The 15,648-nt window shown below is 47.5% G+C and carries 13 protein-coding genes; 2 read left to right on the forward strand and 11 right to left on the reverse strand.

The genetic code is table 11. The annotated features are described in order from the left end of the window. Positions 1-8: 8 nt before the first annotated feature. From pknB to priA, 6 genes are all read right to left on the reverse strand, one after another. Positions 9-1,679 carry a Stk1 family PASTA domain-containing Ser/Thr kinase gene (pknB, locus tag C1712_RS00125; RefSeq protein WP_102265749.1) on the reverse strand — a complete coding sequence of 557 codons (1,671 nt, stop codon included), beginning with the start codon at positions 1,677-1,679 and terminating at the stop codon, positions 9-11. Then, the gene (locus C1712_RS00130; protein WP_102265750.1) at positions 1,672-2,415 is read right to left on the reverse strand and encodes a protein phosphatase 2C domain-containing protein; all 744 of its coding nucleotides are present in this window, start codon (positions 2,413-2,415) and stop codon (positions 1,672-1,674) included. The genes pknB and C1712_RS00130 overlap by 8 nt, the downstream gene beginning before the upstream one ends. Then, the gene (gene rlmN, locus C1712_RS00135; RefSeq protein ID WP_102265751.1) at positions 2,412-3,461 is read right to left on the reverse strand and encodes a dual-specificity RNA methyltransferase RlmN; all 1,050 of its coding nucleotides are present in this window, start codon (positions 3,459-3,461) and stop codon (positions 2,412-2,414) included. The genes C1712_RS00130 and rlmN overlap by 4 nt, the downstream gene beginning before the upstream one ends. 114 nt (positions 3,462-3,575) lie before the next feature. Next, positions 3,576-4,817, reverse strand: a complete 1,242-nt coding sequence (gene rsmB / locus C1712_RS00140) for a 16S rRNA (cytosine(967)-C(5))-methyltransferase RsmB (protein ID WP_102265752.1) — start codon at positions 4,815-4,817, stop codon at positions 3,576-3,578. Then, positions 4,807-5,604, reverse strand: a complete 798-nt coding sequence (locus C1712_RS00145; protein ID WP_102265753.1) for a phosphatase PAP2 family protein — start codon at positions 5,602-5,604, stop codon at positions 4,807-4,809. Before C1712_RS00145 ends, rsmB begins: the two co-directional genes overlap by 11 nt. Next, positions 5,605-7,758: a replication restart helicase PriA gene (priA, locus tag C1712_RS00150; protein WP_102265857.1), complete on the reverse strand. Its 2,154-nt coding sequence runs from the start codon at positions 7,756-7,758 to the stop codon at positions 5,605-5,607. 238 nt (positions 7,759-7,996) lie between these two features. Here priA and C1712_RS00155 point away from each other — a divergent pair, with 238 nt between their 5' ends. After that, positions 7,997-8,869, forward strand: coding sequence for a HipA domain-containing protein (locus tag C1712_RS00155; protein WP_102265754.1), 873 nt, complete (start codon positions 7,997-7,999; stop codon positions 8,867-8,869). Positions 8,870-8,970: 101 nt separating this feature from the next. Here C1712_RS00155 and gmk read toward each other — a convergent pair whose 3' ends face one another. After that, positions 8,971-9,531: a guanylate kinase gene (gmk, locus tag C1712_RS00160; RefSeq protein WP_102265859.1), complete on the reverse strand. Its 561-nt coding sequence runs from the start codon at positions 9,529-9,531 to the stop codon at positions 8,971-8,973. Between the two features lie 189 nt (positions 9,532-9,720). Between gmk and C1712_RS00165 the strand changes: the two genes are divergently transcribed. After that, positions 9,721-11,379 (forward strand): Rqc2 family fibronectin-binding protein, encoded by a 1,659-nt coding sequence (locus tag C1712_RS00165; protein WP_102265755.1) that lies wholly within the window; start codon positions 9,721-9,723, stop codon positions 11,377-11,379. 61 nt (positions 11,380-11,440) lie between these two features. Here the strand turns inward: C1712_RS00165 and C1712_RS00170 are convergent, their stop codons facing one another. The 4 genes from C1712_RS00170 to C1712_RS00185 are packed head-to-tail and all read right to left on the reverse strand — an operon-like array spanning position 11,441 to position 15,516. Next, on the reverse strand, positions 11,441-11,806 hold the full coding sequence (locus C1712_RS00170; RefSeq protein WP_102265756.1) for a YbaN family protein: 366 nt from the start codon (positions 11,804-11,806) through the stop codon (positions 11,441-11,443). After that, positions 11,803-12,141: a nitrous oxide-stimulated promoter family protein gene (locus tag C1712_RS00175; RefSeq protein ID WP_102265757.1), complete on the reverse strand. Its 339-nt coding sequence runs from the start codon at positions 12,139-12,141 to the stop codon at positions 11,803-11,805. Before C1712_RS00175 ends, C1712_RS00170 begins: the two co-directional genes overlap by 4 nt. Next, complete coding sequence (locus tag C1712_RS00180) at positions 12,129-13,793, reverse strand: amino acid ABC transporter ATP-binding/permease protein (RefSeq protein ID WP_102265758.1); 1,665 nt, start codon at positions 13,791-13,793, stop codon at positions 12,129-12,131. Before C1712_RS00180 ends, C1712_RS00175 begins: the two co-directional genes overlap by 13 nt. After that, the gene (locus tag C1712_RS00185) at positions 13,774-15,516 is read right to left on the reverse strand and encodes an ABC transporter ATP-binding protein/permease (protein ID WP_102265759.1); all 1,743 of its coding nucleotides are present in this window, start codon (positions 15,514-15,516) and stop codon (positions 13,774-13,776) included. The genes C1712_RS00180 and C1712_RS00185 overlap by 20 nt, the downstream gene beginning before the upstream one ends. Positions 15,517-15,648 lie beyond the last annotated feature (132 nt).

Below are 15,648 nucleotides of genomic sequence, written 5' to 3' on the forward strand. Positions count from 1 at the left end.
TTGCTTCACTAGTAGTAAAACAGCGTGATGACACTGCTTTCATCCTGTGTATAAAGCGTACCGATCGCCGGATCGCTTTCTACTACAACACCCGTTTCGATCGCTGCTAATTCCTCTTCACTGAGCTCCAATGTCGATTTACGCGAAGTAATGACCTTGGCGCCCTGTGCACGCAATTTTTCCGCCGCTTCTTCGATCGGCATTCCTTTCAAAGACGCATCAATGGTAAACTGTGGATAATCCGCCACCTCAAACGCCAAAGTGCCGCCCTTCTCCGGATCGATCCGATCGCCTTTTTCCCAGCCGCTCTGTTTCAATATTGTGCCCTTTGGTTTTGCGGAAGGCACTTGGTTGATAACGATCTTGACGCTTACGCCCGCTTCTTCTAATTCCGCTTTTACCGCATCGATCGATTCCCCGGCATAATTCTTGGCAATATAATAAAGTCCTTTCGATACGACCAGATCCACGCTGGATCCTTTTTTGGCTTCTTTTTCGGCTGCGGGCGATGTTTCGATCACATAGCCCTTTTCAATATCCTCGCTTAATTCATAGTCGATCTTGCCGATGACAAAACCGGCTTTTTCCAAACGTGTGATCGCATCATCTTTCTGTTGATTGCTCACATCAACGACCGTGATCATCTTGGCCGGTAAGATCGAATCGAGAATGCCGCCGAAATACAGCACCGCCAAAAGGGCGATCGCGGATAAAAGAAATACCAGCACAGCGATGATCGTTTTCTTTTTATGGCCGTCATCCTCACTTTGTTCCACTTCCCGCACGCGTTCTTTTTCCGCATTCATGACCCGCGTCGGTTCGGTGCTTGGCTGATCGAAAGTCAGCTTTGCCACATTTTGATACTGCGGAAGCAGGCATTTCTCCAGATCTGCCAACATGCTTTTCGCACTTTTATAACGCATTGCTTTATTTTTGGCAGTCGCCTTGATAATAATATTTTCGATCGACTGCGGCAGTGTCGGATTAAATTCCTTGATGCTCGGCATTTCTTCATGCAGATGCTTCATCGCGATCTGCACCGGATTCTCTCCATGAAAAGGCACATCGCCGCATAACAGTTCATAAAAGACGATTCCCAGCGCATAAATGTCGATCTGATTGGTCGCCGGTTCGCCGCGGGTCGTTTCCGGTGCAAGATAATGCGCACTGCCAAGTACCGAATCACTGGATGTCAGCTGTACCGCATCATTTGCCAAAGCGATGCCGAAGTCGGTGATCTTCACAGTTCCATCATCTTTTACCAATACATTTTGCGGTTTGATATCACGATGTATGATGTTGTTTTCATGCGCCGCGCTGATTGCGGAAACCAGCTGCTTCATGATTTCGACCGCTTCTTCTTTATGCAGTGCGCCTCTTTGTGAGATCAGCTGCTTCAAGGTCCTACCTCTCACATATTCCATGACGATGTAATGGCGCCCCTCGCTTTCTCCCACATCGTACACTTCTACGACATTGGGATGGCTGAGTTTGCTGGCGGCACCGGCTTCCCGCTGAAAACGCAGCAGCGTGATCGGATCATTGGCCAGTTCGCCACGCAAGATCTTGATCGCCACTTCCCGGTTCAAGATCGTATCGATGCCCAAATAAACATCTGCCATGCCGCCTTCCCCAAGGGCGGATACGATCATATAACGCTGTGCCAACATTTTATTCATAAGGCACCTCTTTCTCCACCAATACGACGCTGCTGTTGTCATAACCGCCCGCCCGATTCGCCAAAGCGATCAGCCGCTCTACTTTTTCCTTCGTTCCCAAACGGCCATCTGCCACCACATCCTGCATGATCGCCAAAGGCACATAGTCATGCACACCATCACTGGTGATCATCAGTGCCCGATAAGCGGGATTGATACGGTTCAGATCCATTTTCACATCGTCCCAGATCCCCAGCGCATTTGTAAGCATATTGCGTTTCGGATGCGTGAGTGCATCTTCCTCGCTGATCTCTCCGCGCTTGATCAAATCATTGACAAAGGAGTGATCCTCGCTTAGCAAGACCAGCTGATCATACAGACCATAGACCCGTGAATCACCCGCATTAAACAGATAAGCGGATTCCTTAGAGGTGATCAGCACCCCGGAGATCGTCGTTCCCATCCCTTTGTATTCATAGCTTCCGGAAGCGATCGCAAAGATCTCGTCATTGGCTGTCTGAATCTGCTTTTTCAGCCATTTTCTTACACTTTCATCATCATGCAGCGCATCGGCATGCTGAAACGCATGTTTGAAAATATCGACAGCGATCTTGCTGGCAACATCGCCCGCATTTTGTCCGCCGATCCCATCGCACACCAAACCTAAAAAATAATGCGCTTCATTATAGGCATAGTAAATGTGATCTTCATTTTGTTCCCGTTTTAATCCGATATCGCTTGCTCCATAAGCTTTCATTGCTTCACTCCTTGTACTTTCATATGTTTTGCCCGCAGCTGTCCGCATGCCGCATCAATATCGCCGCCATGCTCTTTGCGGATGGTACAGCGCACGCCCATTTTCATCAAAGCGTCGTAAAAGCGCATCGCTTCATTGCGGCTCACTCCCTGATAGCCATGCTCATCCACCGCATTGTAAGGAATCAGATTGACATAGGCATGGACGCCCTTTAACAGTTCTGCCAGCTGTTTGGCATGCTGAGGCTGATCATTGACCCCCTTTAATAAAATATACTCAAATGTCAGCCGCCGATTGTTTTCTTCCCCATAGCAGCGCACCGCTTTCATCAGTTCGTTCAAAGGATATGCCCGATTGATCGGCATGAGCGTATCTCTCAGTGCATCGTTTGGCGCATGCAGAGAGATCGCCAGATTATACTGTGTATGCGCTTTGGCAAAGGCATAGATCTTCGGCACGACGCCGCATGTGGAAATCGTAATGTGTCTTGCACCGATCGCCAGTCCCCGATCATCATTGACCGTTGCCAAGAAATTCATGACGTTATCATAGTTGTCAAAGGGTTCCCCGGTCCCCATGACGACGATATGCGAGAGCCGTTCCTGCAGCGCATCGAGATCTTGCTGCACATACATGACCTGTGCCACCATTTCCCCGCTGCTGAGATCCCGCTTTTTCTTTAACAGGCCGCTGGCGCAAAAGGCACAGCCCATATTGCAGCCGACCTGTGAAGTAACACAAATGCTGCGGCCGTAATCATACAGCATCAAAACGCTTTCCACTAACGATCCATCGGCCAGCTCGAACAAATATTTCGTCGTGCCGTCTTTCGACACTTGCTTGTCTTTTAAGGTCAGCGGCGATAAACAAAACCGTTCTTTCAAAAAGGTGCGGATCTCTTTTTTCTGATCGCTCATCTCGTCGATGTCTTTGATCCGTTTGCGGTACATCCACTGAAACAGCTGATGTCCGCGATATTTCTTCCAGCCCTGTGCAAGGGCATATTCGCCTAACTGTTCATAATTAAAGTCATATAAACTTTGCATAGCATCACCTTTAGATATTTTACCACAACTCACACAAAATAGGGATAGCGAAGCCGTAAAAATAAAAAAGTCCTGCTTTTGCGCCCACAGAACTTTTTCGGATCGAGGTAATACTTATGCGATGCGGCACAGCTTTGCCATATAAAAACCGTCGCTGTTATAGATAAAAGGAAAGATCGTCTGCTCTTTTTCTAATTGAAACTGCGGATGACGGCTTAAAAAAGCCGCGATCTGCTTCTCGTTTTCTTTCTTATTGAGCGTGCAGGTCGAATACACCAAGACGCCATGCACCTTTACTAACGGCCAGACGCTTTCCAGTATCGCTTCCTGTGTCTTGATGATCGCGTCCATATCGCTGCTTTGCATATGATATTTAATATCGCTTTTCCCCTGCAAAACACCATAACCGCTGCATGGCACATCACATAAGATGCGGTCAAACGATGTATGAGAAAAGTACGTCTGTGCTTGTAAGGCATCTAAGACCTTGGTTTCAATGATAGAAACATGCAGGCGTTTTGCTCCTTCCTCAATGAGCTTTACCCGATGCGCATGCAGATCGCAGGCGATGATCTTGCCTTTATTTTCCATAAGCGCCGCCATATGACAGGCTTTCCCGCCCGGCGCGCTGCACACATCCAAAATGGTTTCATGTGGTTTGGGATCAAGGTAGCCGGCGACCATCTGACTGGAAAGATCGCCGATCGCAAAGCCGCCGTTTCTAAAGCATGGTTCCTGCAACAACTGCTTGCCTAAATATGCATAAGCCTGTGGCAACGGTGCTTTTTCCAGTCGTCCGGGCATTGCCGCTTCCAGTTCTTCTAAGCTGTTGACCAAGGTATTGCAGCGGATCCAGGTCTTGCCTTCAGCAATATCATGATAAGCGATCTGTTTCATGATTTCCGCTCCATACTGGGCTTTCCACATCGCCAACAGCCAGTCGGGATGGGAGGTTTCGATCGCCAAACGCGCCGTTTCTTCTTGCGGCAGTGCGCGCGGGGATAGCTCTACCTGATGCAGCAGCGCATTGACAAGCTTCGCATAGCGCCCCTGATACACCTGTTTAGCAAGATCGACCGCTTCATGGATGATCGCATAAGTCGGCGTATGCAAAAACATCAGCTGGTACACGCTCATATCCAACAGCACCGCGATCTTGCTCTTTGGTTTGCTTTTTACCAAGCCTTCCCATAAATAACGAACATAGCGATAATGCTGTAACGTGCCATAGACCACCTGCGTCACAAACGCCATATCCGCTCCCTGTAACTTCACTTTGCGCAAAGCGAGATTCGCATACTCCTTTTCCAGACAAACCTGATTCAATACCTGCCAAGCAATTTCTCTAACGTCCATGCTTCCACCTGCCTTCCCATATACCGTATTTGCGCTTTTCCTTTCGCTCCAGCCATACATAGACGCTGAAACTGATCAAAAAAGCAACGCATACATCACTTAAATAATGCGCGCCCATGATGATCCTGCTAAGTCCCATCAAAGCGATCGCCCCAAACACCGTTATCGCCTTGCCGATCGAAATGCGGCGCTTTTTCCATACATCTTTGATGAAGCATGCCAGCAGCGAGGATGTGAGCGCGGTATGGGCGCTGGGAAAGGACGCATACGCCGTTCCCGCAAGCTGCGGCAGCCACCAGCATTGAAAAGGATGCTGCGCATCGATCTGACGAAACCGCACCCGCTGCCAGCCAAGCTTTATGAGCAGCACGATCCCATAGCTAACCAACATCAGCTTCGCATAAAAAAGGATCCATTTACACCACGCTTCACACTTTGCTTGGCTCATTCGATGCGCACTGTATAAAGCGAAAAACACCAGTACGCCATAGAAAGCAATCCCTAACAGCCATGACCTAAGACCATAAATGCCAAAAAAGGACTGCACACAAAGCGCGCCGAAGCCAAAGACCCCAAGCAGGAAGAAACGATGCCTGCCCTTAGCCAGTACCGCCATCATAAACGCATAGCAGCCATAGGCGACCACCGACGCATAATGCTCAAGGACCCATGCGAATAGACAGTTTGGTGCATAAAGCCGCTCAGAAAGAAACAAATCATAGACGCTGGCCAGTGCAAGCAGAGCAAGCGCAGCTCCATAAGCCGCAAAAATTCCTTTTCTCTTCATTTACGATCCCACCGTTTCACTGTCTAATTCGATCTTTGTACGCATCTTTGCGGAAGCATGATACGCATACATCTCATGCAACAGCTGAATCATGCGATCCTGATCCTTGCTCTTCATCAAGATCCGAAAACGAAAACGATCCATCCGTTTTCCCAATTCGCTCACTCCTAAAAACAAAATATCCTTTCGGCCCTGAAACTGTGCCAGCAGCCGTTCACTCTCCTCACGCGCCACATCGCTTTGGGCATGATGCAGCACCACGCTGCTCAAATAGCGATAAGGCGGATAACCGGCTAAATGACGATAGCGCATCTCATGATAGAAAAACTGTTCATAATCCTGCAGCATCGCACAGCGCACCGCATAATGCTCCGTATCAAACACCTGCATCATCACCCGACCCGCCTTGGCCCCGCGGCCGCTGCGACCACATGCCTGATAAAGCAGATCAAAGGTTTCCTCCACACAGGCATAATCGCTTCTTGCCAAGCCCGCATCCGCATTCAGGATGCCGACCAGCGTTACATTTTCAAAATCCAGTCCCTTGGCGATCATCTGCGTGCCTAATAAAATATCGTATTCCTGATTTTCAAACTGTTCCAACAAACGCTCATGCGCGTCTTTTTGCGTGGTCGTATCTCGATCCATCCGCAGCACGCGAATGCCCGGCAGTAAAGATAACAGCGCTTCTTCCATGCGCTGGGTGCCATAGCCGATGTATTCAAAGCTCTGTGTCGCATGACAGTTTGGGCAAGCTGTCGGCACAGCCGTCATCGTATCGCAAATATGGCATTTTAAGACCTGCTTTTGCTTATGATACGCCATCGCACTGTCACAGTGCGGACAATGCAGGACTTCTCCGCACTCCCCACAGCGCAAGATCGGGGTATGCCCGCGCCGATTCAGAAGCAAAATGACCTGTTCCTTGCGCATGACACACTGTTCGATCGCTTCTTTCAGCGCCGGTGCGATCAAATGATGGGCGCCCTTTCGCATACTGCCTTTCATATCGACCAGATCGATCTTTGGCATTTGCTTGTTGATCCGCTCTTTTAAGCTTACCAAGCCATACACCTGCTTATAAGCACGCGCATACGATTCCAAAGAAGGCGTCGCACTGCCCAAAAGCACTTTGCAGTGATGATAGCGCCCACGCCACAGCGCCACATCCCGACAATGGTAACGCGGCGATTGATCTTGCTTATAACTATTATCATGTTCTTCATCCATAACGATCAATCCCAGCTTCGCAAACGGCATGAAAACCGCGCTTCTGGTACCGACCACGATATGTACGCGGCCCTTTGCCACCAGCTGATACTGTTCATATTTCTGCTGAGGAGACAGCCCTGAATGATAGATCGCCACATCCGCACCAAAACGCATCGTGACCCGCTTGACCATCTGCGGAGTCAAAGCGATCTCCGGTACCAGCAATAAAACCGTTTCCCCCGCTTCTACCACTTCCTGTGCCAACTGCAGATACAGTTCCGTCTTGCCGCTGCCCGTCATGCCGTGCAGCAAGACCACATCCTGCTTCGCCGCTTTGATTTCCGCAAACGCCTTTTCCTGCGCAGCGCTCAGCTTTTTTTTGACATCCAGCCGTTCTCCCTGCAGCAGCGCTTCCTTTTCACACAGCAGCTCCCGAAAGCAGCCTTCCTTGATCAGTCTGGTGCCCACACTTTTATATAACATCAAAAATTCCCGCTTTGAGATCGACTGCAATACTTTCATCTCATCCAGCACTTCCAGCTGCCGTTTGGTCGGATTGCGCTTGTGCATCACGTATTCGATCCATGTTTCAAATACGACCTTGTCCTTATGCGAACGCGGCTTGATCTTACTTGGCAGCATCGCCTGAAAACAGGAAATCATCGGTGCGACATAGTGATAAGACATCTGCTTTGCCAAAGCGAACAATTCCTCGTTAATAAGCGGTTTCTCATCCAGCACTTCATAGACCGCCTTTAGCTGATAGCGCCCTTCATAGCGTTCCACTTCTTCCACGTGATCGACAAAACCGACGCTCAAACGATTCCCAAAAGGCACCTTGACCCGCATCCCTCTTTCCACCGGCAGATCTTGGCAGTCATAAGTAAAGGTATGATTTAAGGATAACGTCTGATATTCCAGATAGACATGTGCCAGTTTCATCTCTTCACGCTCGCTTTCCATCGCTTATTATACTAAAATTCCCGGCGCAAGTAAACCAAACGAAAACCGCTCTACATCAAACACTTTCAAATAATTTGCACATTTCTTTCAAAAAAAGATGCAAATTTTACATTTTTCCTTGATTGCCCGCTCATTTTTGTGTATCCTATATAGTATATTGGTAGAAAGCCAATCGACAGACAGTCAATCGTTTTTATGATAACAGGAGGAATGAGTTATGGATTTTACAAAATGTCAAAGCGTATGGAAAGCGTACGGCGGCTCACTGCCGAAAAATGCAATTATCTATAACGATACATTGTATATGGTAAAAACGCCAAGGACTGTCTTCAACCGCTCTGCCAATCAGGATCAATACATCAATCAGATCTATGCCGAGCATCTGTGCTGCATGATCATACATGCATTAGGCTATGACGTACAGGAAACGATCTTAGGCACATATGGCGCCAAAGTAGCGGTTGCCTGCAAGGATTTTACCGATGATGAATATGAATTAGAAGAATTCAGCCATATCAAGAATGCGGTCAATGACTGCAAGTATTCAGGCAAAAGCGTGGATATTGACGATATTTTGACTGCCTTAAAGCACCAGTCGCTGATCGAACCGCACATTTTAGAAGAATATTTCTGGGATCAGTTCATCTTAGATGCGTTCTTTGGCAATGTCGATCGCTACAATGAAAACTGGGGCATCTTAAAAAACAGCCGCACCGATGAAGTGAAGCCGGCGCCGATCTATGACTGTGCTTCTTCTATGGATTTCAATCTCAGTGAAGCACAGATCGAGGAGCTGCTTGCTTCCCCATTGCAGATGAAGCTGTATGTCTTATCTACCCATTCGGTGATGACCCACCGGGGCAAAGACATCAACTATGCGTCATTCATCGCTTCTCATGCCTATGCGGGCTGTACGAAAGCGTTATTGAAGTTTATGGAACGTGTGGATTTTCATATGATCCATGCATTGATCGATTCCCTTCCCGATGTTTCGCAAATACGCAGACAGTTTTATAAAAGCGTATTAGAAGAGCGTTATCATTGGATCATGGAAGCAGCGCGTTCTCACTATCGAAGGAGATTCAGCTAATTAAAACTGGATGCGTATGAAACAAAAAGGGATAACCGGCATATCGTTATGATGTGCCTTTTTTCTGCCTGTAAAACAAAAAAAGACGAAGTGAATCGTCTTTACATATTGCGTTTGATGATCAAAGCGATCACATCGGCAGCTAACTGCGGATCGTCGTTGCATACAACATATTTATAGTCTTTCACCATCTTCATTTCCCGCTGGGCCTTTGCCAAACGCTGTTGAATGATCTCCTCCGGTTCACTGCGTCTGCCGCGGATACGGTTTTCCAGTTCTTCCATGCTCGGCGGAATCATAAAGATCGTAACGGCATCCGGACATTTCTCCTTGACCTGCGTGCAGCCCTGTACTTCAATTTCCAGGATCACATTTTTCCCCGCTTCGCGCAAACGCTCTACTTCCTTTAGCGGCGTGCCGTAGTAATTGCCGACAAACTCTGCCCATTCCAGCAGTTCGCCGTTTTCGATCGCCTGTTCAAAATGCGCCTTGTCAGTAAAGAAATAATCGATTCCCTCTACTTCTCCTGCTCTTGGCTGACGCGTTGTCATAGAAGTGGAATATACAAGGTTCAATTCCTCATTTTGCATAAAATACTGTCTGACGGTTCCCTTGCCGACACCGCTGGGACCGGAAAGTACGATCAGTAATCCTTTCTTCATCATATTGCACCCCGCTTTTTTAATTATTTTACCGTTCCCTATCATGCTTGTCAAAAGTTTTTTCATAAATATTCCCATATTCGTTTTCCTAATTGAAGCCCATCTTGATGAAATTGTTTCATTTGTGATTGAAAATTGTGCGAATCCACTATCCTGTGCTATAATATTGCCCTGAAATGAGGTGTTTTTATGGCATTAGACGGTGTGATCCTGCATCAGATCAATCAGCAGTTAAAAAGCATGCTGCCGGCTAAGATCAATAAGATCCAGCAGCTCTCGGACTGTGAGTTTTTATTTACGCTCCGCAGCAATCATCAAAACAGACGGCTGCTGATCTCGGCGCACAGTGTATATAACCGCATCAACCTGACGCAATTATCTTATACGACTTTAGAGATCCCCAATAATTTTTTAATGGTGCTGCGCAAGCATATTGACGGCGGCATCATTTTATCCTGTGAGCAGGAGGGACTGGATCGCATCTTGAAAATGCAGGTGGAAACGCATAATGAATTGGGCGATCGGCGCAGCATCACGCTCATGATCGAACTGATGGGAAAATACGCGAATCTGATCTTGGTCGATGAAGACGGCAAGATCATCGACGCCTTAAAGCGCATTCCCCCTTTTGAAAACAGCAAACGACTGATCCTGCCGCAGGCATTGTTTGTACCGGTGGAAAAGCAAAAGGAAAAAAGCGATCCGTTTCAGGCGACGCAGATCGACGTTCAGCGTTCTTTGGTCAAACAGTTTTCCGGCTTTTCTCCGCTTCTCGCAAGCGAGGTGGAATATCGTATGCAAAACAAACAGGATTTTGGCAGCATCCTATCAGAGATCAAAAAAAGCGATCAGCTTTATTTCACCGATATTGAGGAACAAACTTTTTTCCATGTCATTCCTTTGACCCATTTACAGAAGCCGGCTTACGCGTATCCGATCATGAAAGGCCTTGATCTGCTCTATCATGATCAGGAAGAAAAAGTACGGATCAAGCAGCAGGCAGGCGATCTGTTTCGACTGGTAAAAAAAGAATTGCATAAAAACCGGCAAAAACTGCCGAAGCTGGAGGAAACCCGTAAAGAGGCGCTGGATTGTGATCAGTACCGCATCTACGGCGACCTGCTTTTTTCCTATCAGCATCAAATTAGGCGCGTTGATCAGGTGCAGCTGCCTTCCTTTGAAACCGGTGAACCAATCAGGATCCCATTGGATCCGAAGCTGGATGCCAAGGGCAATGCGAATAAATACTATCAAAAATATCACAAGCACAAGCGTGCGCAAAGCATCGTAGAGGAACAGATCGACCTCTGCGAAAAAGAGATCCGCTATTTTGAAAGGATCGAGCTGCAGCTTTCACAGGCAGCGATCGAAGATGCCGAGGAAATTCGCAGTGAACTGGCAGCACTGGGCTATCTCCCACAAAAGAAGCAGCAGATCCGCCGCCGCAAAAAAGCAAGTGTTCCTCATTTTGACACGTATGTATGTGAAGATGGCACGATCTATGTCGGCAAAAACAATCTGCAAAACGAATACCTGACATGGACGCTCGCCCATAAAGAAGATTACTGGCTGCATGCCAAAGATCTGCATGGCGCCCATGTCGTCATCAAATGTGAAACACTGAGCGAATCACTGCTGCGCAGCGCGGCACTGTTGGCGGCATGGTATTCCAAGGGGCGCTATTCTTCCAGCGTACCGATCAACTATACGAAGATCAGGACCTTAAAGCGGATCAAAGGCGCAAAAAACGGTTTGGTCGCATTAAGCAGTTATCAAACCATTTACATCGATCCAAGCAAGGAAGCGATACAAGCATTAAACGACGCTTATTTGAAGCAAACACACTGACGTCTGTCTAAACGGCAGACGTTTTTATCTTATAAAAAAGCAGTCCTTCGACTGCGTAGCATCATTCTTGGATCGTGCGTACCCGCCACAAGATAAAATATGCATGGGCAACATAGATCAGCACCAGTACGATCTGCGCAAGCAATACCTGATGCATCATGACAAAACCGATGCTCATCAAAAGGGTAACGGTCGCCATCGCTTTGATCTTCGTGCGTCTGCTCATGCCTTTCCCCTTCACTGCCGCTTTGACATATTTCTGATAAAGCGCACTGTTTTCCAGTTTTTGACGCAGGCGTTCGCTGCTTTTAGAAAAGCAAAACATCGCCAACAGATAGAATGGCACTGTCGGCAAGATCGGCAGAAACGCCCCTGCCGTTCCAAGGGCAAAGCTGATACAGCCGACCATCAGATAAATATACTTCATTTTTCTCGCTCCAATCTTCTTTTTTCTTGTATTGAGGAAATCACGTGGTGCACTGCCATCAGCGGGTGGTGAAGCAGCATCCGCGGACCGCTGTAACGCATGATGGCTTTGATCTGTTCCCGTTTTGTTTTCTCATAGCAGTGGACCCGGCAGTTTGAACAAAAAGTCTTGCTTTCCATAAAAGGACAAAGATCAATGCGCCGATGCGCATAAGCAAGCAGTTCTTCACAATCCTCACACAAGCCCTTTTCCCGGTGGTGATCGTTACAGTAAATACGGATCATCTGGGCGACCACCTTTTTTTCTTTTGCCCTTTTTTTGCTTACTGCTCGCATGGCTTCCAGCCTTTTTCTACATTGATGATCGTATCGGCCAGCTTCATCGTAGAAGCACGATGGGATACTAATACAACGCTGCGCTTTTGTTCATCCTGTGCTAAGGCAAGTAAGATCTTTGCTTCATTCAGACTGTCTAAGTTGCTGGTCGGTTCATCCAGAAACAAAAGCGGCGCATCATGTAAAAATGCTCTTGCTAAACCGATCCGCTGTTTTTCTCCGCCGGATAAAGAATCACCCAGTTCGCTTGCCATCGTATCATAGCCCTTTGGCAAAGAACAGATATGTTCATGGATATGTGCTTTTTTACAGGCGGCGATCACTTCTTCAGCAGTTGCATCTGCTTTGGCAATGCGGATGTTTTCAAACAGCGTATCATGAAACAAATGCGTTTCCTGCGTCATATAGGATTGCTTTTGACGCAGTGCCTTGGTATTGATCTTTTTTACATCGACATCGCCTAATAGGATCTTGCCCTGTTCGACATCCCAAAAACGCATCAGCAGCTTTAACAGCGTCGATTTCCCGCATCCGCTGCGTCCATATAGTCCGATCGTTTTACCGAAAGGAACTTGCAGCGATACATCCTTTAAGATCATTTCCTCTTCATAAGCAAAACAAATGTGATCGACCTGCATCTCGCTGCCGCTGACCCACTTGCCGGCGTGTACTTCTTCCACCTGCGGCGTTTCCTCTAACAGCGATAAGACCCGCTCGCCCGCCGCGAAGGTCTGCTGAAGCGTCGTTCCCAGATTCGCCAAAGCGACTACCGGGCCAAAGGAAGAAAACAGCAGGATAAAGGCAAGCAGCACCTGTGCAAAAGAAACGATCTGCTGCTCATACAGATAAGCACCGAGCACAAAGATGCCCATAGAAAGCGCCATGATGCAGACATTCGTCATGCCCATCGCTTTGCCGCTTGCTTTTTTGAATTGTTCATCTAAGGCGTTCAGCTCAACAAAACGCTCCTTCAATGTCCATAGCAAAGGCTGTTGCTGCTGATACTGCAGCACTTCCTGCAGCCCTCTCAAACGATCCAGCACAAAAGAAGAAAGCGCCCCGCTTGCCTGCCGCTGCCGCATGCCGATGTCTTTCGTCATTTTTGAGATCCGCATCGGCAAAACGATACCGACGATGACATAGGAAGCAAACGCCCATAAGGCAAACAGCGGATGAAACTGGTAAAAGAGGATGACCAATACCAAAGAAACAAAGAAAGCAATGGCGATCGGTGAAAGGGTATGCGCATAAAATACTTCTAACAGCTCGATATCTGCCGTGATCACCGCAATCAGATCGCCTTTTCCTTTCCCTTCCAGCTTCGCCGGACAAAGCTTGCGAAGGGCCGCAAACACTTGTTCTCGTATTTGTGCCAACAGATGGAAAGCGATATAGTGATTGCATGCCTGCTCCCCATAGCGCAAGAATCCGCGCACAAATGCCATCACCAAAAGCAGTACGCTGCATATCGTAAAGCTAAGGGAGAAGGAAAAACCAAGAAGTGTCAGCAGCATCATCGACGCCCACAGCGTTAAAAGGATCGAACAGAGAAAACCGATCACACCTAACAGGATCGCTAAGCTCATATAACCGTACATTCCATTCATAAACCGCAATAATCCGCGCATGATCTTAACATTGCTTCGCTTCATTTAGATACGCTCCTTTCTCTAAATACTGCTGGGTATGCCACATCTTGGCATATAATCCCGCTTTGGCTAATAATTCTTCGTGCGTGCCGCTTTCTTTGATCCGCCCTTTTTCCAACACATGGATCACATCACATTCCTGTACATTTGCCAGACGGTGAGAAATGATCAAGGTCGTTTTTTGCTTCGACAATGCCTTGATCTGTTCATTGATGATGGTTTCACTTTCCACATCAATATTAGAAGTAGCTTCATCAAACAGGTAAATGCTACTGTTATGCAACAGCGCTCTGGCCAAGGCAAGACGCTGACACTGCCCGCCGGAGAGATTGCCTCCCTTTTCCCGCAGTACAAACGACAAACCGCCCTGAGATCGGATAAAAGCATCCAGATCCACCTGTTTTAACACTTCCCACAGCTTTGCATCATCGGCATCAGGATCGGCTGCCAGCAGGTTTTCCCGTACACTTCCCGCAAACAGATAGCTGTTGTGTGACACCAGGGTAACCTGTCGATAAAACGCTGCCTGTTTGATCTTTGCCAATGGGATATCATTCAGTTTGATCAAGCCCTGATCAGCGCTGCGCTTGCCCATAAGCAAAGAGGCAATCGTACTTTTCCCACTGCCGCTCTCGCCAACGACCGCCACGCTTTTGCCTTTTTGTAACACCAGCGATACATCTTCTAAGATCGGCACTTCTTTCTCATAAGCAAAGGAAACATGCTCCATTACCAATTCCTTTGCTTCCGCGATATCCTGTTCTCCATCTTCTCCTTCTTGCAGATCTAACAGGGCAAACATGCGATCTGACGCTGCCATGCCGTTCATCGCAATATGGAAATAAGAGCCAAGCGTGCGCATCGGCAGAAAAAACTCGGCCGATACCAGAAAGAATAAGATCGCCGCACTGATGGAAAGCTGTCCGCTTTGGTACTGATACAGCGCGCACAACATGCCGATCGCCGCTCCGCCAAACGCCACGATATCCATGATCGTAATGGAATTAAGCTGCATGATCAGTACCCGCATCGTTACCCTGCGAAAAGTTTCCGCCTCTTCTTTCATCTGCTGCTGCTTTCGTGCATCTGCCTCATAGATCTTCAAGGTCGTCATTCCCTGCAGATTTTCCAGAAAATGATCGCCCATCGTCGTGTATTGTCCCCAGTATTTGGCTAAAAGCCGCTTTGCCAGCTTTTGTACGACAACGATCGACAGCGGAATGAGCGGTACACAAATCAGCAATACCAGCGCTGCCTGCCATGATAAAAAGGCCAATGCGCCAAATAAAGTAAGCGGCGCCAGCATACTGTAAAAAAACTGCGGCAGATACATGCCAAAATACGTTTCCAGCTGAGTGATGCCTTCTACGCTCACCTGTACGATTTCACTGGTCGCAACCTTTTCATGATAAGCGCTGCCTAAGCGAAACAGCTTCTCCATGATCTTGATGCGCAGTTTTTCTTTCACATCTCGGGCAGCCAGTTCACTGTATTTCATCAGCAAAACATTGCCGAAATAGCGTACCAAAAGCAATATGCCAAATACCAAAACACTGATGGCAAGCGCTGCTGCTGTCAGTTCTCTTTTATATAATCGTTCCAGCATCCATGCGAAGATCCCCATCATGCCCACATTCATCACGAGCATGATCCACTGACATCCCACATGATACTTTACATAGCGCAGGGAATCCCCTGCCTCTTTTATCAATCTTCGGTTGATCATCTTTTCACTCTCCAGTTAGTTAAAACTAATGTATAGGTTAGCACAATCTAACTGGCATGTCAATCAAAACCTACTGTTAAAATATGAATTTAATTACACATCTTCTTTTATAGTGCTATGAAAAAAAGATGA

Origin of the sequence: Massilicoli timonensis, assembly GCF_900199515.1 — a bacterium.
GTDB classification, from domain to species: Bacteria; Bacillota_I; Bacilli_A; order Erysipelotrichales; family Erysipelotrichaceae; genus Massilicoli; species Massilicoli timonensis.